The organism is Azospirillum palustre, assembly GCF_002573965.1.
GTDB classification, from domain to species: Bacteria; Pseudomonadota; Alphaproteobacteria; order Azospirillales; family Azospirillaceae; genus Azospirillum; species Azospirillum palustre.
Window position 1 is genome coordinate 194,412 of record NZ_PDKW01000043.1, and the last position, 20,622, is coordinate 215,033.

The window sequence follows — 20,622 nt, forward strand, 5'->3', positions numbered from 1 at the left end:
CATGTCCGCTTCACACCAATCCAATCAGGGCGGGGCCAATCAAGGCCGCCCGCCCCCCGACAGCTGGATCAAGGTCCTGCCCGAGGGCCTCTTTGTCGAGCCGGGGGGCTTCTACATCGACCCTGTGCGCCCGGTGGAGCGCGCGGTCGTCACCCACGGCCATTCCGACCATGCGAGGCCGGGCAACCGCAGCGTGCTGGCGACGTCCGGCACGCTTGCCATCATGCGCCAGCGGATGGGCGAGGGGGTGGGCGGCAGCCTGCAGGCGCTGGACTACGGCGAGACCCTGCGCATCGGCGACGTGACGGTGCGGATGGCGCCGGCCGGCCATGTGCTGGGCAGCGCCCAGGTGGTGATGGAGCATGCCGGGTCGCGCGTGGTGGTGTCGGGCGACTACAAGAGGCGGCTCGACCGCACCTGCGCAGCCTTCGAGCCGGTGCCCTGCGACGTCTTCGTGACCGAGGCGACCTTCGGCCTGCCGGTGTTCCGCCATCCGCCCGACCTGGGCGAGGTTCAGAAGCTGCTGCATTCGATGGCGCTGTTCCCGGAGCGCAGCCATGTCGTCGGCGTCTACGCGCTCGGCAAATGCCAGCGGCTGATCACGCTGCTGCGGGCGGCGGGCTACGACCGGCCGATCTGGCTGCATGGCGCGCTGGAGCCGCTCTGCCGGCTCTACAGCAGCCTGGGGGTGGAGTTGGGGGAGCTCCGGCCGGCGACGGTGGCGGCGAAGGAGGAGTTGAAGGGCGCGCTGGTGCTGGCCCCGCCGGCGGCGGTGGCCGACCGCTGGGCCCGGCGGCTGGCCGATCCGGTGGTGGCGGTGGCGTCGGGCTGGATGCGGGTGCGCCAGCGCGCCCGCCAGCGCGGGGTGGAGCTGCCGCTGGTCATCTCCGACCATGCCGACTGGGACGAGCTATGCCAGACGCTGGAGGATGTCGGCGCGCCGGAGGTCTGGGTGACCCATGGCCGCGAGGAGGCGCTGGTCCACTACGCCACCGGCCGCGGCATCCGCGCCCGCGCGCTGGCGCTGATCGGCTTCGAGGACGAGGACTCGGAAGGAATGGCTGAGAAGGCCGGGGAAGGGGAGGCGTCGTGAACCGCTTTGCCGCGCTGATCGACGCGCTGGTCTTCATGCCGTCGCGCAACGGCAAGATCCGCCTGCTGGTCGAGCATTTCGCCACCACGCCCGATCCCGAACGCGGCTGGGCGCTGGCGGCGCTGACCGGGGCGCTCAGCTTCCGCGAGGCCAAGCCGGCGGCGATCCGCGAACTGGCGGCGACCAGGGTCGATCCGGAACTGCTGGCGCTGTCCTACGACTATGTCGGCGATCTGGCGGAGACGGTGGCGCTGATCTGGCCTGAAAGGCCCGAACGTGCGAACAGCCTGCCGCCCAGCCTGGACGAGGTGGTGGAGGCGCTGCGGGCCGCCAAGCGCGGGCAGGTGATCGGGCTGGTGGAGGGTTGGCTCGACACGCTCGACTCGTCGGGGCGCTTCGCTCTGCTGAAGCTGATCACCGGGGCATTGCGCATCGGCGTCTCGGCCCGGCTCGCCAAGACGGCGCTGGCGGAATGGGGCAAGGCGGCCCGGCCGGAGGTGAGCGTCGACGATGTGGAGGAGGTCTGGCACGGGCTGAGCGCGCCGTATCCGGAGCTGTTCGCCTGGCTGGAGGGGCGGGCCGAGCGGCCGGCGACCGGGGCCGGCGCCGGCTTCCGGCCGATGATGCTGTCCCACCCGCTGGAGGAGGAGGATCGTGCCGGGCTCGACCCCGCCGCCTATGCCGCGGAATGGAAATGGGACGGCATCCGTGTGCAGATGGTGGCGCGCGGGGGAGAGCGGCGGCTCTACAGCCGCACCGGCGACGACGTGTCCGGCGCCTTCCCCGACATCGTCGATCACATGAGCTTCGACGCCGTGCTGGACGGCGAGCTGCTGGTGGCGCGCGACGGGGTGGTGGCGCCCTTCAACGATCTGCAACAGCGCCTGAACCGCAAGACGGTGACGGCGCAGATGCTGCGCGACGGGCCGGCCTGGGTGCGGCTCTACGACATCCTGTTCGACGGCGAGGAGGATCTGCGCGGCCTGTCCTTCGTCGAGCGGCGCGCCCGGCTGGAGCGCTGGTACGAGACGGTTCAGCCGCGGCGGATGGATTTGTCGCCGCTGGTGCCGTTCGACCGGTGGGACGAGCTGGTGGATCTGCGGGAGGGCGCGCGGGAGAACGGCATCGAGGGGCTGATGCTGAAGCGGCGCGACAGCGCCTATCTCGCCGGGCGGCCGAAGGGGCCGTGGTTCAAGTGGAAGCGCGGGGCGCTGACGCTCGACACGGTGATGATGTATGCCCAGCGCGGCCACGGGAAGCGGTCGAGCTATTATTCGGACTATACCTTCGGTGTCTGGCGCGGTGAGGAACTGGTGCCGGTCGGCAAGGCCTATTCCGGCTTCACCGACGCCGAGCTGGTCGAGCTGGACCGTTGGGTGCGCAACCACACCACCCGCCGCTACGGCCCGGTGCGCGAGGTGGAGGCCGGGCTGGTGCTTGAGGTCGCCTTCGACAGCGTGCACCCGTCGAACCGGCACAAGAGCGGGCTCGCCATGCGCTTCCCCCGCATCCACCGCATCCGCTGGGACAAGCCGGCGCATGAGGCCGACCGGCTGGAGACGCTGGCGGCGATGGTGGCGGGGTAGGGCGGGACGCCCTAGCGCAGCGGAGCGGTCACCACGTCGACGGAGGTTTCCGCCACGGTGCCGACCACGTCGACGGCGGTGCCGGCGATGCTGGCGGCACCGCTGGCCACGCCGGTGACGGCGCCGCAGCCGGTCAGCGAACCGCCGAGCAGCAGCAGGGCGGCGAGCGGAAGAAGGCGGCGCGAGGCGGGGCGGCGGGACGTGGAGCGGCGGGACATGGCGTCCTCCAGAAAACCGGAAACGGATAAGGGGTCCGGTGGCGATTGCAGCATGCAATTCCGACCGAAAGGTTAATCCCGGCATTTGGCGCAAGAGCGGTGAATTCCGCCGCCGCGCGATGTGGCGCTTTTTCAGGTCGGCGCCGAGTATTACAAGTAATTCATGGTGGTGTAATACCTTGATGTAGGTTCTCGCAAGGACGCGGACGGGTTACAGGAGGCGGACATGGCTGTCATGAAGAATTCTTCGTCATCCATGGGTGTTTTTGCGTAGCCGTACTCAACTCCGGTCCCATATCTGGCTTGCCGACCGAGGAAAGATGTCTGCAATCGATTGACTGGTTGGGAAAGACACAGATGCGCGACGGATCCTTTGCCGATCTCATCGCCCCCTATGACCGGGTGGCGCTCGTCCTTCAGGGTGGCGGCGCGCTCGGCGCCTATCAGGCGGGCGTCGTCGAGGGCCTGTTCAAGCACGACATCCATCCGACCTGGGTGGCCGGCGTGTCGATCGGCTCCATCAACGCGGCGCTGATCGCCGGCAACCCGCCGGAGCGGCGCTGTGCCGCGCTGTCGGAATTCTGGAGCCGCATCGCTCCGCCCTCGCCCTGGGAAGGGGCGGAGGCGCTGTGGCGGCGGCTCGATCCCGACGGCCCGTCGATCTCGGTCCTCAACCAGTGGAGCGCGTGGCGGACGGCACTGTCCGGGCAGCCCGGCTTCTTCCGGCCGCGGCCGGCGGTGGAATGGGCGGCGGCCGGTCCCTTCGCCGGGCCGACCAGCTTCTACGACACCGCACCGCTGAAGAAGACGCTGGAGGATCTGATCGACTTCGACCGGATCAACCGGGGCGACATCCGGCTGTCGCTGGGAGCGGTGGACGTGCTGACCGGCAACTCGATCTATTTCGACACCGAGACCCACCGGATCGGGCCGGAGCATGTGATGGCGAGCGGCGCCCTGCCGCCCGGCTTCGCACCCGTCGAGATCGACGGCGGGTACTACTGGGACGGCGGGCTGGTCTCCAACACGCCGCTCGACCATGTGCTGGAGGACCAGCCGCGCCGCGACACGCTGGTCTTCCAGGTCGATCTGTGGAGCGCCATCGGCCAGGTGCCGCGCGGCATGTCGGAGGTGCTGGAGCGGCAGAAGGACATCACCTATTCCAGCCGCACCCGCTTCAACACCGACAAGGTCACCTACGAGCAGACCCTGCGCAACCAGCTGGTGACGCTGCTCGACCGGCTGCCGGAGGATCTGCGGGACACGCCGGAGGCGGAGGCGTTGCGGCACGCCGCCTGCGGGGCGGCGGTCAACATCATCCACCTGATCTACCGCCGCAAAAGCTACGAACGCGACAGCAAGGACTACGAGTTCTCCAACGCCGGCATGCGGGAGCATTGGGAAAGCGGCCTTGCCGACACCCTCGCCACGCTTGCCCACCCGGACTGGCTGGCGGTGCCGCCGCGGCTGGGCGGACCCGTCACGCACGACCTGCTGCGCGACGACGGAAAGCCGGACTGAGCGGACGGCCTGACCGGCCCGCTTGCCAGGAACAACCTTTACCGACCTTTCGACCCAACAGGAGCGGACCCATGCGCTTGCAGGACAAAGTCGCCGTCATCACCGGGGCGGCGAGCGGAATCGGGCTGGAGATCGCCCGGACCTTCGCCCGCGAGGGCGCCAAAATCGTCATCGCCGACCTGAACCAGGCCGGAGCCGATGCCGCCGCGGCCAGCCTGGACCCCACGGGGAAACGGGCTCTCGGCGTCGCCATGGACGTGACCGACGAGGCCCAGGTCGATGCCGGCATGGCCCGTGCCGCCGCCGCCTTCGGCCGCATCGACATCCTGGTCAGCAATGCCGGCATCCAGACCGTGGCGCCGGTCGAGCAGTTCGAGTTCGCCAAGTGGAAGCAGCTTCTGTCCATCCATCTGGACGGCGCCTTCCTGACCACCCGCGCCGCCTTGCACACGATGTACAAGCAGGGAAGCGGCAGCATCATCTATATGGGATCGGTCCATTCCAAGGAGGCGTCGGCGCTGAAGGCGCCTTACGTCACCGCCAAGCATGGGCTGATCGGCCTTGCCAAGGTGGTCGCCAAGGAAGGGGCGGCGCATGGCGTGCGCGCCAACGTGATCTGCCCCGGCTTCGTCCGCACCCCGCTGGTCGAGAAGCAGATCCCCGAACAGGCCAAGGAGCTCGGCATCTCCGAAGAGGACGTGGTGAAAAAGGTGATGCTGAAGGAGACCGTCGACGGTGAATTCACCACGGTCGAGGACGTCGCCCAGGCCGCCCTGTTCTTCGCGTCCTTCGAGTCCAACGCGCTGACCGGCCAGTCGCTGGTCGTCAGCCACGGGTGGTTCATGCAGTAGACGCAAAATGCGATAAACGCCCTCTCCTGCCCCGGGAGAGGGAGGGGACCCGCCGAAGGCGGGGAGGGTGAGGGGCTATCCGAACATGGATCCTTATCCTTGGATTACCCCTCACCCTTCCCAAGCTCCGCTTGGGCCCCTTCCCTCTCCCGGGGCGGGAGAGGGAGCCTTATGAGGGGCTTTCTCAGAACTCCTTCCAGTCGTCGTCGTCGCTGCTGCTGTGCTTCAGGACCGGAACCGCGGCGGCGGTGGTGCGGGTGGAGGAGTCGGCGCGGGTGGCCGGCTTGGCGGTGCTGGTCGCATGGGCCGTGCCGTTGCCGCGGGCGGCGGGCTTCGCCGCCGGCTTGGCGGTGGCGCGGGTGGGGGCCGGAGCGCGCCGGGTGGTGGTGACCGCCGGTGCGGCCTGGACCGCCGCTATCGCGCGCGGCGCCGGGGCGTAACCGAAGCCAGTCGCGCCGAAACCGGTTGAACCGAAGCCGGCCGCCTGATCGAACTTGAAGAAGCCGACCAGCGACTTCAGGTCGCCGGCCTGTCCGCTCATCGCCTGGGCGGCGGCGGTGGTCTCCTCCACCAGGGCGGCGTTCTTCTGGGTCATCTCGTCCATGTTGGCGACGGTCGAGTTGATCTCGTCCAGCGCCGTCGCCTGTTCGGCCGAGGCCGAGGCCATCTCGGCGATCAGGGTCGCCACCTGCTGCACGCCGGACACGATGCCCTGCAGCGCGTCGCCGGCCTTGCTGACCAGATCGACGCCGTCCTTCACCTGGGCGTCGCTGTCCAGGATCAGCCCCTTGATCTCCTTCGACGCCTGGGCGGAGCGCTGGGCGAGCTGCCGCACCTCCTGCGCCACCACGGCGAAGCCGCGCCCGGCGTCGCCGGCCCGCGCCGCCTCCACCGCCGCGTTCAGCGCCAAGAGGTTGGTCTGGAAGGCGATCTCGTCGATGACGCCGATGATGTCGGTGATCTTGCGGCTGGATTCCTCGATCCGGCGCATCGCCTCGATGGCGGAGCCGGCGACGCCGCCGCCCGATTCGGCGGACCCGCGGGCCTGGGCCGCCATCACGTTGGCGCGCTGGGCGTTCTCGGCGTTGGACCGCACGGTCGCCCCCAGCTCCTCCATGCTGGCCGCGGTCTCTTCCAGCGAGGAGGCCTGCTGTTCGGTGCGGTCGGCGAGGTCGGAGGAGCCGAGAGACACTTCCGCGGCGGCGGCGGCGATGGTCTCGGCGGCCTGGGTGATCTGGCCGACGATCTCCCCCAGCCGGGTGGAGGTGGTGTTGACGTCGGTCTTCACCCGCTCGAAGGCGCCCTGGTAGTCGCGGGTGACGCGGCGGTTCAGGTCGCCCTGGGCCAGTGCCGACAGCACCTCGCCCAGATCGGCGATCACCGCCTCCACCGTGTCGGTCAGGCGGTTGATGCCCTCCGACATGGTCCTGTAGAAGCCGTCCTTGCCGGCCAGATCGATGCGGCGTTCCAGGTCGCCCTTCGACACGGCGTCGATCAGGGTGGCGATCTCCTCGCCGATGGCCTGCTCACGGGCGCGCTGGGCCTCGGCGGCGCGGCGTTCGGTCTCCAGCCTCTCGCGCTCCGCCTCGTCCATCCGCTTCTTCTCGATGGCGTTCTCCTTGAACACCAGCACGGCCTTGGCCATGCTGCCGATCTCGTCGCGGTTGGCGAGCGCCGGCACGTCCACCGTGAGGTTGCCGGCGGCCAGTTCCGTCATCGTGCCGGTCATCTGCACCACCGGGCGGACGATCGAGCGCGCGGTGACCAGCGCCACCAGGATGCCGATCGCGAAGGCGCCCACCGCCATGCCGATCAGCAGGCTGCGGGTGTTCTCCATGTCGCTCTGCGACGAGGACAGCACGGCTCCGCGCGCCTCCGCCTGGGACGCGATGGTCTTCTCCACCAGGGTGGCGAATTCCTCCGCCTCGCCGGTCATGACGCGGAAGGCCAGGGTCTGGGCGTCGTTGACCGCCGCCACAACCCGGTTGAAGCTGTCCAGATAGCGGGTGGAGAGCTGAACCGTCTCCTCGACGTCGCGCTTCTGCACCGGGTCGGCGATGCGGGCCGACAGCGGGCCGGCTGCCTTGAGGAAGGCGTCCAGCCGTCCACGGGTCTCGTCCGCCGACTTGGCGGTCTGGTCCGTCAGGAAGCGCTGGGCGCTGAGGCGGGCGAGGACCAGCATCTCCTGCGCCTGTCCGGCGCGCGCCGCAGTCTCGAAATCGCCGGCGGCGATGCCGGCGGCGATCGCCCGGCTCAACCCCTCCCGCGCCTTCAGGCCGGCCGGAACCAGCTCGTCCGCCACCAGCCGGTCACGCTGTTCGCGCAGCTTGACCAGCTGGGCGAAGTTGGCGGTGTAGCTGTCGAACTGCCGGATCATCGCCTCCAGATTGGCCCGGCGGCCGGGATCCTGCGTGGCGTCGCGGATGGAGCGCAGCATGTCGCCGAGCTTCTTCTGCTGCGCCTGGATCGGAGCGATCAGGGCGCTGTTGCCGGAGAAGGAGTAGTTGACCGCGTTGCGGCGCATGTCGGACACCGAGCCGTCCACGTCGGACAGCCGCAGCGAACCGTCGGAGATCGTCGCGTAACGGGTGAAGCCGTCCTCCACAGTAGACAGGGACCGGACGCCCAGCGCTGCCACCAGGACGAGGAGGGCGAGGATCAGAAGGAAACCCACCTGGATGCGGGTGCCCACCTTGAAACGGCCGGCGAAGCTGGCGTTCTGCATGGTCAAATGCCTTGGTCTGCGGATCGGATCGAACGCGATACGCCCGGCAGGGTAGAGGAAAGTGGTTTCCAGTCCGTTGCCATGGCGCAGGGAAATGCGCGGAAAGCGTCCCTGGGGCGCGGCAAAATCGTGTCAAAGCCGTGACCCGGGGCTTTGACGATGCCGCAGCGGTGCCTAGGTTACGTCGCCTGCACAGCATTCGGGTGACGGTCCCTCGGGGGGCGGTTTCTCCTGGGCCGGCAGACTTCACATTATGAGGCCACTGAAAAATCCGATGCGCCGCAGCCTCCCGCCGACCTCCGACACCAGCGCCTTCACCCGCCCGTCCGGCGACCTGCGGGCCGCGATCCGCTCGCTCGGCCCCTACATCTGGCCCCGCGATTCCGTGGAAACGCGGGTGCGGGTGGTGCTGGCGATGCTGCTGCTGATCGGCGCCAAGGTCGCCAACGTCTATGTCCCGATCTTCTACAAGCATGCGGTGGACGCGCTGACGCCCGCCAGCGCCGGCGGCAGCCTCGGGCCGGAGGGGGGGCCGGGGGCCGCGGTGACCATCCCGCTGGGGCTGATCGTCGCCTACGGCCTTGCCCGCGTGACCTCGCTGGTCTTCGCCGAACTGCGCGACGCCGTCTTCGCCACGGTGGCGCAGCGGACCATCCGCCGGGTGGCGCTGTCGGTGTTCCGGCACCTGCACGCACTGTCGCTGCGCTTCCATCTGGAACGCCAGACCGGCGGCCTGACCCGCTCGCTGGAGCGCGGAACCCGCGCCATCGAATCGCTGCTGCGCTACACGCTGTTCTCCATCGTGCCGACGCTGGTGGAGATAGCACTGGTCTGCGCCATCCTGTGGAAGCTGTTCAGCGTCTGGTTCGCGCTGGCGACCTTCGTCACGGTGATGGGCTACATCCTCTATACCTTCTTCGTGTCGGAATGGCGCATCAAGTTCCGCCGCCTGATGAACGACACCGACAGCAAGGCCAACACCAAGGCGATCGACAGCCTGCTGAACTACGAGACGGTCAAGTATTTCGGCAACGAGGAGCATGAGGCCCGCCGCTACGACGGCGCGCTGCAAAGCTACGAGCAGGCGGCGGTGCGCAGCCAGCAGAGCCTGTCGCTGCTGAATGTCGGGCAGTCGGCGATCATCTCGCTGGGGCTGGCGGCGGTGATGGGCATGGCCGCCAAGGGCATCGTCGACGGCAGCATGTCGCTGGGCGACTTCGTTCTGGTGAACACCTATCTGTTGCAGCTCTACCAGCCGCTGAACTTCTTCGGCGTGGTCTATCGCGAGATCAAGCAGTCGCTGATCGACATCGAATCGATGGTGACGCTGCTGGCGGTCGACCGCGAGGTGGCCGACGGGCCCGATGCGAAGCCGCTGGCGGTCGATGGGGCGGAGCTGCGTTTCGAGGGGGTGGAGTTCGGCTACGACGCGCGCCGGCCGATCCTGAAGGATGTCAGCTTCACCGTGCCGGCCGGCAGGACGGTCGCCATCGTCGGCCCGTCGGGGGCCGGCAAGTCCACCATCAGCCGGCTGCTGTTCCGCTTCTACGACGTCAATGGCGGCCGGGTGCTGATCGACGGGCAGGACATCCGCGGGGTGACCCAGTCCTCGCTGCGCGCCTCCATCGGCATCGTCCCGCAGGACACCGTGCTGTTCAACGACACCGTCTTCTACAACATTGCCTATGGCCGGCCCGGCGCCAGCCCGGCGGAGGTGGAGCGGGCGGCCCGGCTGGCCCACATCCACGACTTCATCATGGCGTTGCCCGACGGCTACCAGACCACGGTGGGCGAGCGCGGGCTGAAGCTGTCGGGCGGCGAGAAGCAGCGCGTCGCCATCGCCCGCACCATCCTGAAGGACCCGGCGATTCTGCTGTTCGACGAGGCGACCAGCGCGCTGGACACCCACACCGAGCGGGAAATCCAGGCCAACCTGCGCGAGGTCAGCCGCGGCCGTACCACGCTGGTGATCGCCCACCGGCTGTCCACCGTGATCGACGCCGACGAGATCCTGGTGCTGGAGGCCGGCCGGGTGATCGAGCGCGGCCACCACAGCGACCTGCTGGCCGCCCGCGGCGCCTATGCCGCCCTGTGGGCACGGCAGCAGGAGGCCAGCCAGACGGCGACCGGCGGGGCATCTGCCGGGGGCCCGGCGCCGCTGCCCGGCGTGCTGGCGCCGACCTGAGCCGGAAGCGGGGAGCAGAGATCATGGGACCGGCAAGGCAGGCGCTGCGCGCCGCGACGCGGGAGAGCCACGACCGTCTGGACAAGGCCGAGCTGTTGCAGCCTCTGGTCCGGCCGGACATCACGCAGCCGCAATATGTCCGCGCGCTGGCCGTTCTCCACGGCTTCAACGCGCCGGTGGAGCGGAGGCTGGCGGAGGTCGGGGGGGACGGCGCGGCACGGCTGGAGTTGCTGCGCGAGGATCTGCGGGTGCTGGGCGCGGATCCGGACGCGCTGCCGGAGATGGCGGGGCTGCCGCCGCTGGACAGCGCGCCGGCCCGGCTGGCGGCGCGCTACGTGCTGGACGGCTCCGCCCATGGCGGACGGGCGATGCTGCCGGGGATCACCCGGGCGCTGGGCCATGACGCCCGGCGCGGCGCGCGTTTCCTGGCGTCGGACGGGCTGGACATGGCGGGAGCCTGGAAGGCGCTGACGGTCCGGCTGGAGGAGGAGCTTGCCGACCCTGCGGCCCTCGCCGTCGCCTGCGCCACCGCCGCCGGGCTGTTCGCGGCGCTGGAGCGCTGGACGGCCGAGCAGTGGATGGGGGAACGGGGGGCTTGAAACTGGCGTATGGCCCCATCCCTTGCTAGGGTGCCGCACCATCCTCATCCGGGTTCTGGAGACCGCTTTCCCATGACCGCGCCAGCCTCGCGCATCTATTGCTCCGTCGACACCACCGAGATCGAGTCCGCCCGCCGCATCGCCGGGCAGGTGGCCGGGGCCGTCGGCGGCATCAAGCTGGGGCTGGAGTTCTTCATCGCCCAGGGCCCGGCCGGCGTCCGCGCCGTGGTCGGGGAGGACGGCCCGCCGCTGTTCCTCGATCTGAAGCTGCACGACATCCCCAACACGGTGGCCGGCGGCGTGCGCGCGGCGCTGCCGCTGAAGCCGGCCTTAATGACCATCCACAGCGCCGGCGGCCCGGCGATGATGCGGGCGGCGGCGGAGACGGCGGCCACCGCGGGCGCCGACCGGCCGAAGATCCTGGCCGTCACCGTGCTGACCAGCCTGGACGAGGACGATCTGGGGGCGGTCGGCCAGTCGGTGCCGGTGGCCGATCAGGTTGTGCGGCTGGCCAGGCTGGCCAAGGCGTCGGGGGTGGACGGGGTCGTCTGCTCGCCGGCCGAGGTGGCGCTGGTGCGGGCCGCCTGCGGTCCCGATTTCATCCTGATGGTGCCCGGCATCCGCCCGGCCTGGGCCGCCACCAACGACCAGAAGCGCTTCATGACCCCGGCGGAGGCGCTGGCCGCCGGCGCCGACCATCTGGTCATCGGCCGTCCGATCACCGCCGATGCCGATCCGGCCGCCGCCGCCCGCCGCATCGTCGCCGAAATTGAGGGGACCGCATGACCGTCGCCGCCAAGATCTGCGGGCTGACCGAGCCCGAAAGCCTGCGCGCCGCCGTCGCCGGCGGGGCGCGCTATGTCGGGTTCGTCTTCTATCCGCGCAGCCCGCGCGCCATCGCCCCGGCGATGGCGGCGGAGCTGGCGCGGCTGCTGCCGACCGGCGTGCGCTCCGTCGGGCTGTTCGTCGATCCCGACGACGAGTTCCTGGAGCATGTCACCGGGCAGGTGCCACTCGACCTGATCCAGCTGCATGGGGCCGAGACGCCGCGCCGCATCGCCGAGATCAAGGCCCGCTATGCCCTGCCGGTGATGAAGGCGATCAGGATCGGCGGGCCGGAAGACCTGACCCTGGCGCTGGAGGCGGCGGAGGTCGCCGACCGGCTGCTGTTCGACGCCAAGCCGCCGGCCAAGGTGTCGGCGCTGCCCGGCGGCAACGGCATCGCCTTCGACTGGACCATCCTGGCCGGCCGCAGCTGGCCGCGGCCCTGGATGCTGTCGGGCGGGCTGACGGTGGACAATGTCGCGGAGGCGGTGCGGGTCACCGGCGCCACCGAGGTCGACGTGTCGTCCGGCGTCGAGGACCGCCCTGGCCACAAGGACCCGGCGCTGGTCCGGGCCTTCCTTTCGGCGGTGACGGGGCTTTGAGGCGGACTCTGAGGATGGTCCGCCGGAATAGCACCCTGTTTTAGACGAATGCTTCGGCTTATCTTGATCGCATGGCGGGACCCTGCGCCGTCGGCTAGGATGCGCCCATGAGCGATTCCACCACCCTGTCCACAACCGAGGCGCTTGGCGCCGTGCTCGATGAGCATCTGCGCTGGATCGGCCAGTGGCAGCGCGCCGTTTTCTACCGCGACGGCCGCGGCGGGGAACGGTCGTCGGCCCCGGCCTCCTTCCAGGCCTGGTGCCAGGCGGCCAGCCGCGACGACCTGCTGCAGCAGCCGGCGGTGCAGAAGCTGGCGAACCTGCACGAGCAGATGCACCGGCAGGCCCGGCTGATCCTGCTGAAGGCGTCGAGCGGCGAGTTGCCGACCGAATCCGAGTATGAGGGGGTGATCGGCCGCTTCGAGGAGTTCATGCTGCATCTGCGGCGGATGGAGCGCGCCTTCGCCGCCGCCGCCTCCGGCCTGGATCCGCTGACCGGTCTGCGCACCCGCCGCGGCATGGGCGAGGCGCTGGAGCGCGAGCACAACCGCTACCGCCGCACCGGCCAGCCCTTTTGCGTCGCGCTGGCCGACATCGACAAGTTCAAGGGCATCAACGACAGCTACGGCCACGACATCGGCGACCGCGTGCTGGCCGCCACCGCCGCCGTCATCAGCCGCGGTGTCCGCAGCTTCGACGAAGCCTTCCGCATGGGCGGCGAGGAGTTCCTGGTCTGCCTGAAGGAAACCGGGCTGGACGAGGGCTATGCGGTGATCGAGCGGCTGCGCGTCGATCTGATGCGCTCGCCGGTGGTGCTGCCGGACGGCCGGGTGATCCCGGTCACCGCCTCCTTCGGGCTGGTCGAGGCGGTGGCCGACCTGACCGTCGACGACCTGGTGGTGTGCGCCGACCGCGCGCTCTACCAGGCCAAGAATTCCGGCCGCAACCGGGTGATCCGCTACGGCATCGACCGTCCGGAACCGAAGGCGGCGGTGGCGAAGGCGGGGCGGGGGTAGGGACAAACCGCAGCGTCGGTCAGCCCCCTTGGCCCCGGCCCCCCAGGCGCGCTAGGATCGGGGCAACCTTACCGTCAGCCGCGATCCGGATTCCATGCGCACCCTGCCCGAATTTCCCAACCTGTTCGTCCTCGACCATCCGCTGATCCAGCACAAGCTGACCCATATGCGGAACAAGGAGCGGTCGACCGGTGGGTTCCGCACCCTTCTGCGCGAGATTTCGCTGCTGATGGGCTATGAACTGACGCGCGACATTCCGCTGACCACCGAGCGGATCGAGACGCCGCTCCAGCCGATGGACGCCCCGGTGATCCTGGGCAAGAAGCTGGCCGTGGTGCCGGTGCTGCGCGCCGGGCTCGGCATGTCGGCCGGCCTGCTGGAGCTGGTGCCGTCGGCGCGCGAGGGGCATATCGGCCTCTACCGCGACCACGACACCAAGCAGCCGCACGAATATCTGGTGAAGCTGCCGCCGGCCGACGGACGGCTGTTCATCGTCGTCGATCCGATGCTGGCGACCGGCAACTCCGCCGCCCATGCCTGCGACGTGCTGAACCGCCATGGCGTGGACGACCACAACATCCGCTTCATGGCGCTGGTCGCAGCACCCGAGGGCGTGCGCCGCTTCCACGAGGCGCACCCGGACGTGAAGGTCTTCACCGCGGCGCTGGACAGCCATCTGGACGAGAACGCCTATATCGTTCCCGGCCTGGGCGATGCCGGCGACCGCATGTTCGGCACCAAGTAAGGACCGCAGGGCAAGCACTGCCGATGCCAGGGCAAGAGCGGGGCGGGTGCCGGAGGACGGCCCCGCCCCGCTTTTTTGCCTTTTTCCGCCGGGCCTGGGCCGTCAGCCGGCCGCAGTCGGAGCCGGGGCCGGCTGCTGCACAGGCGGAACACCGAACTGCGCCAGCGCCTTGCGGTAGCCGACGTTGGGCGGTGCGTAGCCCGCATCGCTGGCGGCGCGCTGCGGCACCGACTCGTGCAGGTTCTCCTCGCTGAAGGGGAGGACGCAGACCGGGCGGTAATGGCGCGGCTGCACCAGTTCGCCGACCCCGTCGAGGAAACGGGCATAGGAATCGACGATGACGCCCAGCGCATTGTCGGGCGACACCTCCGGCACCCAGATGGGGTCGATGGCGAGGCCGCAGCCTTCGGCGTGCTCCATCATCCATTTCAGCGTGATGTCCGACAGCCTGTCGTCGTCATAGCCGCCGCCGACATTCGAATGGCAGCCGGCGAACCAGCGCTGCTCCATCCGCTGCGCCGGCTTCGCCTTCGGATCCCAGAGGTTGGCGGCGAAGGTCTTGCGATGCTCGTCGATCGCCAGCGCCTGGAAGGCGTTGCGGACAAGGCTGCTGAGTTCGGTGTCGTGGAAGCCGTACAGGTCCTGATCCAGCTGCTTGCAGATGCCGAGCGGCACGCCGAGCGCGCCGACCGTGTCCCAGACGCCGAGGAAATGGATCGGGATCAGCGTCGAACCGTTGGTGTCGCGGAACCGCTTTGCCTCACCCACGTCCGGACCGTCGTCCCGCTTGCGGTAGAGCGCGTAGGCATCGTCCGTCTCGCCCAGCCTGTCGGCCGGCAGCAGCCCGGCATTGCGGATCAGCCCGACGAGGCTGCGGGCGGTGTAGGCGCCGCGCGAGAAGCCCAGGATGAAGACGTGGTCGCCGTCGTTGTAGTGCGAGGCGAGGAACCGGTAGCCGTCCTTGATCTTCTTGTCGAGGCCGAGGCCGAAGGCTCCGCCGAGGATTTTGTCGAACCAGTCGTGGAGAAAGCCGCCTTTTCCATCGGTGCCGACACCGGAATCGTAATAGGAAACCTGTTCGGTATTGTCCGGTGCGGCGCCGAGGACCGACTTGTAGAACTTCCAGACGTTGGTCGATGCCTCGTTGTCCGTGTCGGGCTGGCTGCCGCTGCCCGGCTTGTTCCAGGTTCCGTCGAAACACAGGACGATCCGCTTGCCCATCTTCCTCTCCCCGTCACATGAGTGCGCGCGAAGGATGATGGCGATGATATTTTTTCAACTTCAATAGATTTATTAAAATCGGCCGCAACCCCGAAGCGGACGGCTGAGCATGCCGCAACCGTGTGCGGTCTGTGGAGCGCGCCGATGGATCGCGGCAGATATGCGCACGTATTCCCGGACCCCCGCCATGGTTATCCGGGACGTTCGGACCATATTGCTGCCGATGAATCCAAGTCATCGCCAAGCCGATGCCCTGTCCGCGGGACGCCGACATGCGGCATCCGCAGGGCATGGGAGCCTGCCACTTGTGCGAAGGTCTCATGCGGCGGCGGCTTGATTTCGATCAATGCCGGGTGGCATGCCAGGAAGGATCATGCCATCCTCTTCGACGCGCCGGACGAATGGCCTAGCCCCTAAGTCTGAAACCGGTGCAGCCGACCGTGTGAATGAACGCGAACGGGAACGCGCGATGGATTACGAAACTTTCTTCCGCAACCAGATTGCGACCCTGAAGCAGGACGGCCGCTACCGCGTGTTCGCCAATCTGGAGCGCCACGCGGGCAATTTCCCAACGGCGACCTTCCGCGATTCCCATGGGCGCGAGCGTCCGGTCACGGTCTGGTGCTCCAACGACTATCTCGGCATGGGCCAGCATCCCGACGTGCTGAAGGCGATGCACGACGCGCTGGACGGGGTCGGCGCCGGTGCCGGCGGCACCCGCAACATCTCCGGCAACAACCATTACCATGTGCTGCTGGAACGCGAGCTGGCCGACCTGCATCACAAGGAAGCGGCGCTGCTGTTCACCTCGGGCTATGTGTCGAACGACGCGACGCTGACCACGCTGGGCAAGATCCTGCCCAACTGCGTGATCCTGTCGGACGCGCTGAACCACAACTCGATGATCACCGGCATCCGCAATTCGGGTGCCGAGAAGCACATTTTCCGCCACAACGACCCGAAGCATCTGGACGAGCTGCTGTCGGGCATCGCCCCCGGCCGGCCCAAGGTGGTGGCGTTCGAGAGCGTCTATTCGATGGATGGCGATATCGCTCCCATCGATGACCTGTGCGACGTGGCCGACAAGCACGGCGCCATGACCTATCTCGACGAGGTGCACGCCGTCGGCATGTATGGCGCCCGCGGCGCCGGCGTGGCCGAGCGCGACGGTGTCATGGACCGGCTGACCATCATCGAGGGCACGCTGGGCAAGGCCTTCGGCGTGCAGGGCGGCTACATCACCGGTTCCACCGCGCTGATCGACTGCATCCGCAGCTTCGCCGCCGGCTTCATCTTCTCGACCTCGCTGTCGCCGGTGCTGGCGGCGGGGGCGCTGGCCTCCATCCGTCACCTGAAGCACAGCCAGACCGAACGGACGCACCATCAGGAACGCGCCGCCACGCTGAAGCGGATGTTCGCCGATGCCGGCCTGCCGGTGATGCCGTCGATCAGCCACATCGTGCCGCTGATGGTCGGCGACGCCCACCGCTGCAAGCGCGCGTCGGACGAACTGCTGGACCGGCACAACATCTATGTCCAGCCGATCAACTATCCCACCGTTCCGCGCGGGACGGAGCGGCTGCGCTTCACGCCGACCCCGCTGCACACCGATGCGCAGATGGGCATGCTGGTCGACGCGCTGCTGGATGTGTGGAGCCGGCTGGACCTGCGCCTCGCCGCCTGAGCGGGGCTCCTGGAAACAGGTCCGGAAAGACCCTTTTGGCGATAAGGACGTTTTGCCCTCTGGACAGACGGCGCGCGCATCCCTACTTTGAGGGGTAGTGTTGCGACCGGTTCGCAGCTTCAGTGCTGCGGACCGGCCGTCAACCGTGCCATCCTTTCCGTTTTTCCGGGGCTTCGCATCCAGCGGCTCGCCTAGGGGGGTTCGCCATGTACCGTGACAACTCGCTGATGCCGAAGGAGGCCGTGCGCCTCGTCGTCCTGGGCACGCTGATCCAGGGCGGGCCGCTGCGCTACGCCGATCTGGCCGGCTCCGTCCGTCATTTCCTCGATCGTATGATGGGTCCGTCGCTGGACCTGATGGGCACCTCGCTGGAGATGCTGCGCTACGAGGGGCTGATCGAGGCGCTGGACGGCAGCGGCATGGAAGACAACGCCCTGCTCGGCCCGACCGAAACCGGCCGGGCGGAGTTCGACACGCTGATGCGCGCCAATGTCCGCGCGCCGTCGGCCGACGGGTTGAACAAGCTGGTCATCGCGCTGAAGCTGCGTTTCCTGCATCTGCTGGACCTCGAGTCGCAGCGTGACCAGATCGACAATCTGGTGGCGCTCTCCGAGACCGAACTGGCGCGGCTGGGCGACCTGAAGCGGGCGGATGTCGGCAGCGACGGCCATTTCGCCTCCTGGCTGGACCGCGACATCGCCCAGACGGAAGAGCGTCTGGGCTGGTTCCAGGCGCTGCTCGCGCGGCTCTGACCTCCCTGTAAAACCAATGGTTTTATTGCGCGCGGCGCGTCCTTTCGAATAGGGGCGCGCCGCGTCTGTTTCGGCGCACGGATTTGGTGTACCTTCGGGTTACCCCTTTCCCTCCCCAGCCGGAATCCGCTCCATGGCCTCGCACATGTCGACCGACGACCTCGAAGACCGCTTGCGCATGGAGTTCGTGGACGACGCGCGCGACCGGCTGGAGCTGATGAACGCGACGCTGGTGGACCGCGTGAAGGGCCAGCGCAGCGATGTGGAAACCATCGGCGTCCTGCGGCTGGAAGCCCACAATTTCAAGGGCATGGGCACCAGCTTCGGCTATCCCACCGTCAGCCTCGTCGCCCACCGGCTGGAGGATTACCTCAGCGGCCTGAAGCGGCTGGACGAGAAGCAACTGGTCGATGCCCAGATCTTCATCGACCGCATTTCCGAACTGGTCGACCGCGCCGAACAGCCGCTGCTGGCCGAGACCAACCGGATCATCCGCGCCCTGCCGGTACGCTACGAGTTCCAGGTCACCGACGTCGACGTGCGCAACGTCGAGATCATGCTGGTCACCCCGTCCAAGGTCGTCGCCAAGAAGCTGGGGACGGAGTTGGCCGCCTGCGGCTTCCGAACCATGACGGTAACCGACCCCATCGAGTCGATCAGCCTTGCCGTGCGCGTGCCGCCGGACATGGTCATCGCCTCGATGGTGATGGACGGCCTGTCCGGCCTGGACCTGATCCGCGGCCTGCGCGCCATGAGCGTGACCCAGCATGTGCCGATGGCCCTGCTGACCTCGCTGAACCTGGACCACCCGTCGCTGAAGGAAATCCCCTACGGCGTCTCCGTCATCCGCGTCGGCGAGCATTTCGGCGACGACTTCGCCGCCGTGGTGGCCAAGCACAATCTCGGCTGAGATCCCCTCTGCTGAACGTCATCGTCATATAGCGGCGCTTGCGCCGGCGGGAATCCCCATGTTAGGCGTCAAACCGGTCCCACAGGCTGGAGCAGTGCCCGAATGACGGAGGTTCTTCGCCGGTACGGCCCGGTTCTGACCGGGGTGATCCTGCTGGCCGTGGCGGTCTGGCTGGCTCTGCTGGTGCTGCTGCCGCAGCTGATGATGATCGGCTTCTCCTTCCGGCCGTCGCTGCCGCCGTCCAAGATCGGCGGGCCGGAGGATGTGTTCACGGTCAAAAACTACCTGACCCTGTGGACCAACCAGATCCATCTGTCGATCTTCCTGAAGACGATCTGGGCCAGCGCGCTGGTCACCGCCACCACCCTGGCCGTCTGTTATCCGGTCGCCTTCTATCTGGCGCAGGTGGCGCCGAAGCGGCGGCTGCCGCTGCTGATCCTGATGCTGGTCGTGCCCTTCTGGATCAACGAGCTGCTGCGCACCTTCTCCTGGTACATCATCCTGGCCTTCAACGGGCCGCTGAACGCGATCCTGCTGGGGCTGGGCATCATCGACGAGCCGCAGCGCTTCCTGGGCGGCGACGCCGGGGTGATCGTCGGCATGGTCTATGTCTACATCCTGTTCATGGTCTTCCCGCTCTACAACGCCATCGAATCGCTGGACCGCAACCAGATCGAGGCGGCGCGGGATCTCGGCGCCGGCTGGCTGCACATCCATCGCAGCATCGTGCTGCCGCACGCCAAGCCGGGCGTCGCCGTCGGCTGCATCATGACCTTCATGCTGGCCGCCGGCAGCTATGCCGTGCCGGCCCTGCTGGGCGGGCCGAACAGCCGCTGGTTCACCGAGATCATCTACAACTGGTTCTTCGAAGGCGGGAACTGGAACCAGGGGGCGGCCTACGCCTTCATCCTGCTGGTGCTGTGCATCGGCTTCATCCTCGGCGCGATGCGGCTGTTCCGCGTCGGGCTGGCGGATATCGCGAAGTGAGCCTCAAGCCATGAGACGGCCCCAATGACCGCTGCCCGCTTCCGCCGCCTGCTGACCGGCGCCTATCTGGTCCTGTTCTTCGGCTATCTGTTCCTGCCGCTGGGCATCATGGCGGCGGCGACCTTCAACAGCAGCCGCTTTCCCACCGTGACCCCCTGGATGGGCTTCACGCTCGGCTGGTTCCAGGCGCTGTGGGAGGATCAGCGCATGTGGGCGGCGCTGGGCACCAGCCTGATCGTCGGGGCGGGTGTGATCGCGCTGGCCGTGCCGCTGGGGCTGGCGGCGGCCCTGCTGCTCGACCGGCTGCACAGCCGGGCCAAGACCTTCCTCTACGCGCTGATGGTGTCGCCGCTGCTGACGCCGGGGGTGATCGTCGGCATCTCCACCCTGGTGTTCTGGCGGGAGTGGTTCGGGGTCAGCGGCGGGCTGTTCCTGACCGTGGTGGCGCAGTCCAGCTTCATCGCCGCTTATGCCATGCTGCTGTTCTCGGCAAGGCTGGAGCGGTTCGATCCGGCGCTGGAGGAGGCCGCACTCGACCTCGGCGCCACGCATGGGCAGGTGTTCCGGCGCATCACGCTGCCGTATTTGATGCCGGCAATCCTGTCGGCGGCCCTGCTGGCCTTCCTGCAGAGCTTCGAAAACTACAACACCACGCTGTTCGTGCGCGGGCTGGACACCACATTGACCGTCTATATCGCGACCAAGGTGCGCACCGGCCTGACGCCGGCGGTCAACGCGCTGTCACTGGTGCTGATCGCGCTGACCATTCTGGGCGCCGTCGTCTACGAGGCCTTGCGCCGGCGCGAGGCGCGCCGGCAGGCAAGGTCCGTCGTGGCCCTGGAGACGGCGTAAGCGTCAGTCCTCTTCCGCCTCGTCGGCGTCCGCCTCGATCTGGGCGGCGAGGTCGCGCAGCATGTCGATGACGTCCTCGTGGCTGGTCTCGTCCACGGCGGCGTTCACCGCGGCCTCGATCATGGCGACGGCGATGTAGGGGCCGAGCGGGCCACCTTCCTTGATCGCCTCGTCCAGGTGCTTTTCGGCGATCGACAGCGCCTTTTCGAACAGCGCCTCGGCCGTCTGGTTGGTGGTGTCCTTGCTCATC

Annotated in this window: 19 protein-coding genes; 15 read left to right on the forward strand and 4 right to left on the reverse strand. The window is 68.3% G+C overall.

From position 1 onward, the window contains the following. Position 1 precedes the first annotated feature (1 nt). Positions 2 to 1,093, forward strand: coding sequence for a ligase-associated DNA damage response exonuclease (locus CRT60_RS23290; RefSeq protein WP_098738960.1), 1,092 nt, complete (start codon positions 2 to 4; stop codon positions 1,091 to 1,093). Further along, positions 1,090 to 2,679, forward strand: a complete 1,590-nt coding sequence (locus CRT60_RS23295; RefSeq protein WP_098738961.1) for a cisplatin damage response ATP-dependent DNA ligase — start codon at positions 1,090 to 1,092, stop codon at positions 2,677 to 2,679. Before CRT60_RS23290 ends, CRT60_RS23295 begins: the two co-directional genes overlap by 4 nt. A gap of 11 nt (positions 2,680 to 2,690) precedes the next feature. On the opposite strand, the gene CRT60_RS23300 is transcribed toward CRT60_RS23295, so the two are convergent. Next, positions 2,691 to 2,897: a hypothetical protein gene (locus CRT60_RS23300; protein WP_098738962.1), complete on the reverse strand. Its 207-nt coding sequence runs from the start codon at positions 2,895 to 2,897 to the stop codon at positions 2,691 to 2,693. A gap of 357 nt (positions 2,898 to 3,254) precedes the next feature. On the opposite strand from CRT60_RS23300, the gene CRT60_RS23305 reads away from it, so the two are divergent. Together CRT60_RS23305 and CRT60_RS23310 are read left to right on the forward strand one after the other, a co-directional pair. After that, positions 3,255 to 4,418 carry a DUF3734 domain-containing protein gene (locus CRT60_RS23305; protein WP_161958118.1) on the forward strand — a complete coding sequence of 388 codons (1,164 nt, stop codon included), beginning with the start codon at positions 3,255 to 3,257 and terminating at the stop codon, positions 4,416 to 4,418. 71 nt (positions 4,419 to 4,489) lie between these two features. Beyond that, positions 4,490 to 5,269 (forward strand): 3-hydroxybutyrate dehydrogenase, encoded by a 780-nt coding sequence (locus tag CRT60_RS23310; protein ID WP_098738964.1) that lies wholly within the window; start codon positions 4,490 to 4,492, stop codon positions 5,267 to 5,269. A gap of 184 nt (positions 5,270 to 5,453) precedes the next feature. Here CRT60_RS23310 and CRT60_RS23315 read toward each other — a convergent pair whose 3' ends face one another. Next, positions 5,454 to 7,994 (reverse strand): methyl-accepting chemotaxis protein, encoded by a 2,541-nt coding sequence (locus CRT60_RS23315; RefSeq protein ID WP_098738965.1) that lies wholly within the window; start codon positions 7,992 to 7,994, stop codon positions 5,454 to 5,456. Positions 7,995 to 8,268: 274 nt separating this feature from the next. On the opposite strand from CRT60_RS23315, the gene CRT60_RS23320 reads away from it, so the two are divergent. From CRT60_RS23320 to upp, 6 genes are all read left to right on the forward strand, one after another. Continuing rightward, on the forward strand, positions 8,269 to 10,179 hold the full coding sequence (locus tag CRT60_RS23320) for an ABCB family ABC transporter ATP-binding protein/permease (RefSeq protein WP_098738966.1): 1,911 nt from the start codon (positions 8,269 to 8,271) through the stop codon (positions 10,177 to 10,179). Between the two features lie 23 nt (positions 10,180 to 10,202). Next, positions 10,203 to 10,778, forward strand: a complete 576-nt coding sequence (locus CRT60_RS23325) for a biliverdin-producing heme oxygenase (RefSeq protein ID WP_098738967.1) — start codon at positions 10,203 to 10,205, stop codon at positions 10,776 to 10,778. A gap of 72 nt (positions 10,779 to 10,850) precedes the next feature. Beyond that, positions 10,851 to 11,564: an orotidine-5'-phosphate decarboxylase gene (gene pyrF / locus CRT60_RS23330; RefSeq protein WP_098738968.1), complete on the forward strand. Its 714-nt coding sequence runs from the start codon at positions 10,851 to 10,853 to the stop codon at positions 11,562 to 11,564. Continuing rightward, positions 11,561 to 12,205 carry a phosphoribosylanthranilate isomerase gene (locus CRT60_RS23335; RefSeq protein WP_098738969.1) on the forward strand — a complete coding sequence of 215 codons (645 nt, stop codon included), beginning with the start codon at positions 11,561 to 11,563 and terminating at the stop codon, positions 12,203 to 12,205. The genes pyrF and CRT60_RS23335 overlap by 4 nt, the downstream gene beginning before the upstream one ends. A 107-nt stretch (positions 12,206 to 12,312) precedes the next feature. Beyond that, a complete protein-coding gene (locus tag CRT60_RS23340; RefSeq protein WP_098738970.1) occupies positions 12,313 to 13,221 on the forward strand; it encodes a diguanylate cyclase in 909 nt (302 codons plus the stop codon). Positions 13,222 to 13,315: 94 nt separating this feature from the next. Next, positions 13,316 to 13,966 carry a uracil phosphoribosyltransferase gene (gene upp / locus CRT60_RS23345; RefSeq protein ID WP_098738971.1) on the forward strand — a complete coding sequence of 217 codons (651 nt, stop codon included), beginning with the start codon at positions 13,316 to 13,318 and terminating at the stop codon, positions 13,964 to 13,966. A 102-nt stretch (positions 13,967 to 14,068) separates the two neighbouring features. On the opposite strand, the gene CRT60_RS23350 is transcribed toward upp, so the two are convergent. After that, on the reverse strand, positions 14,069 to 15,187 hold the full coding sequence (locus tag CRT60_RS23350) for a DUF2235 domain-containing protein (RefSeq protein WP_098738972.1): 1,119 nt from the start codon (positions 15,185 to 15,187) through the stop codon (positions 14,069 to 14,071). Positions 15,188 to 15,656: 469 nt separating this feature from the next. Between CRT60_RS23350 and hemA the strand changes: the two genes are divergently transcribed. The 5 genes from hemA (at position 15,657) to CRT60_RS23375 (ending at position 20,372) form a co-directional block, all read left to right on the forward strand. Beyond that, positions 15,657 to 16,871, forward strand: a complete 1,215-nt coding sequence (gene hemA / locus CRT60_RS23355) for a 5-aminolevulinate synthase (RefSeq protein ID WP_098738973.1) — start codon at positions 15,657 to 15,659, stop codon at positions 16,869 to 16,871. A 206-nt stretch (positions 16,872 to 17,077) separates the two neighbouring features. Further along, entirely contained in the window at positions 17,078 to 17,623 is a 546-nt protein-coding gene (locus CRT60_RS23360; protein WP_098738974.1) for a hypothetical protein, read from the forward strand. A 133-nt stretch (positions 17,624 to 17,756) separates the two neighbouring features. After that, entirely contained in the window at positions 17,757 to 18,533 is a 777-nt protein-coding gene (locus CRT60_RS23365; RefSeq protein ID WP_098738975.1) for an Hpt domain-containing protein, read from the forward strand. Positions 18,534 to 18,635: 102 nt separating this feature from the next. Continuing rightward, positions 18,636 to 19,520 carry an ABC transporter permease gene (locus CRT60_RS23370; protein ID WP_098738976.1) on the forward strand — a complete coding sequence of 295 codons (885 nt, stop codon included), beginning with the start codon at positions 18,636 to 18,638 and terminating at the stop codon, positions 19,518 to 19,520. Between the two features lie 24 nt (positions 19,521 to 19,544). After that, entirely contained in the window at positions 19,545 to 20,372 is an 828-nt protein-coding gene (locus CRT60_RS23375; protein ID WP_098738977.1) for an ABC transporter permease, read from the forward strand. 3 nt (positions 20,373 to 20,375) lie between these two features. On the opposite strand, the gene CRT60_RS23380 is transcribed toward CRT60_RS23375, so the two are convergent. Then, positions 20,376 to 20,621 carry a hypothetical protein gene (locus CRT60_RS23380; RefSeq protein ID WP_014248877.1) on the reverse strand — a complete coding sequence of 82 codons (246 nt, stop codon included), beginning with the start codon at positions 20,619 to 20,621 and terminating at the stop codon, positions 20,376 to 20,378. Position 20,622: the final 1 nt, after the last annotated feature.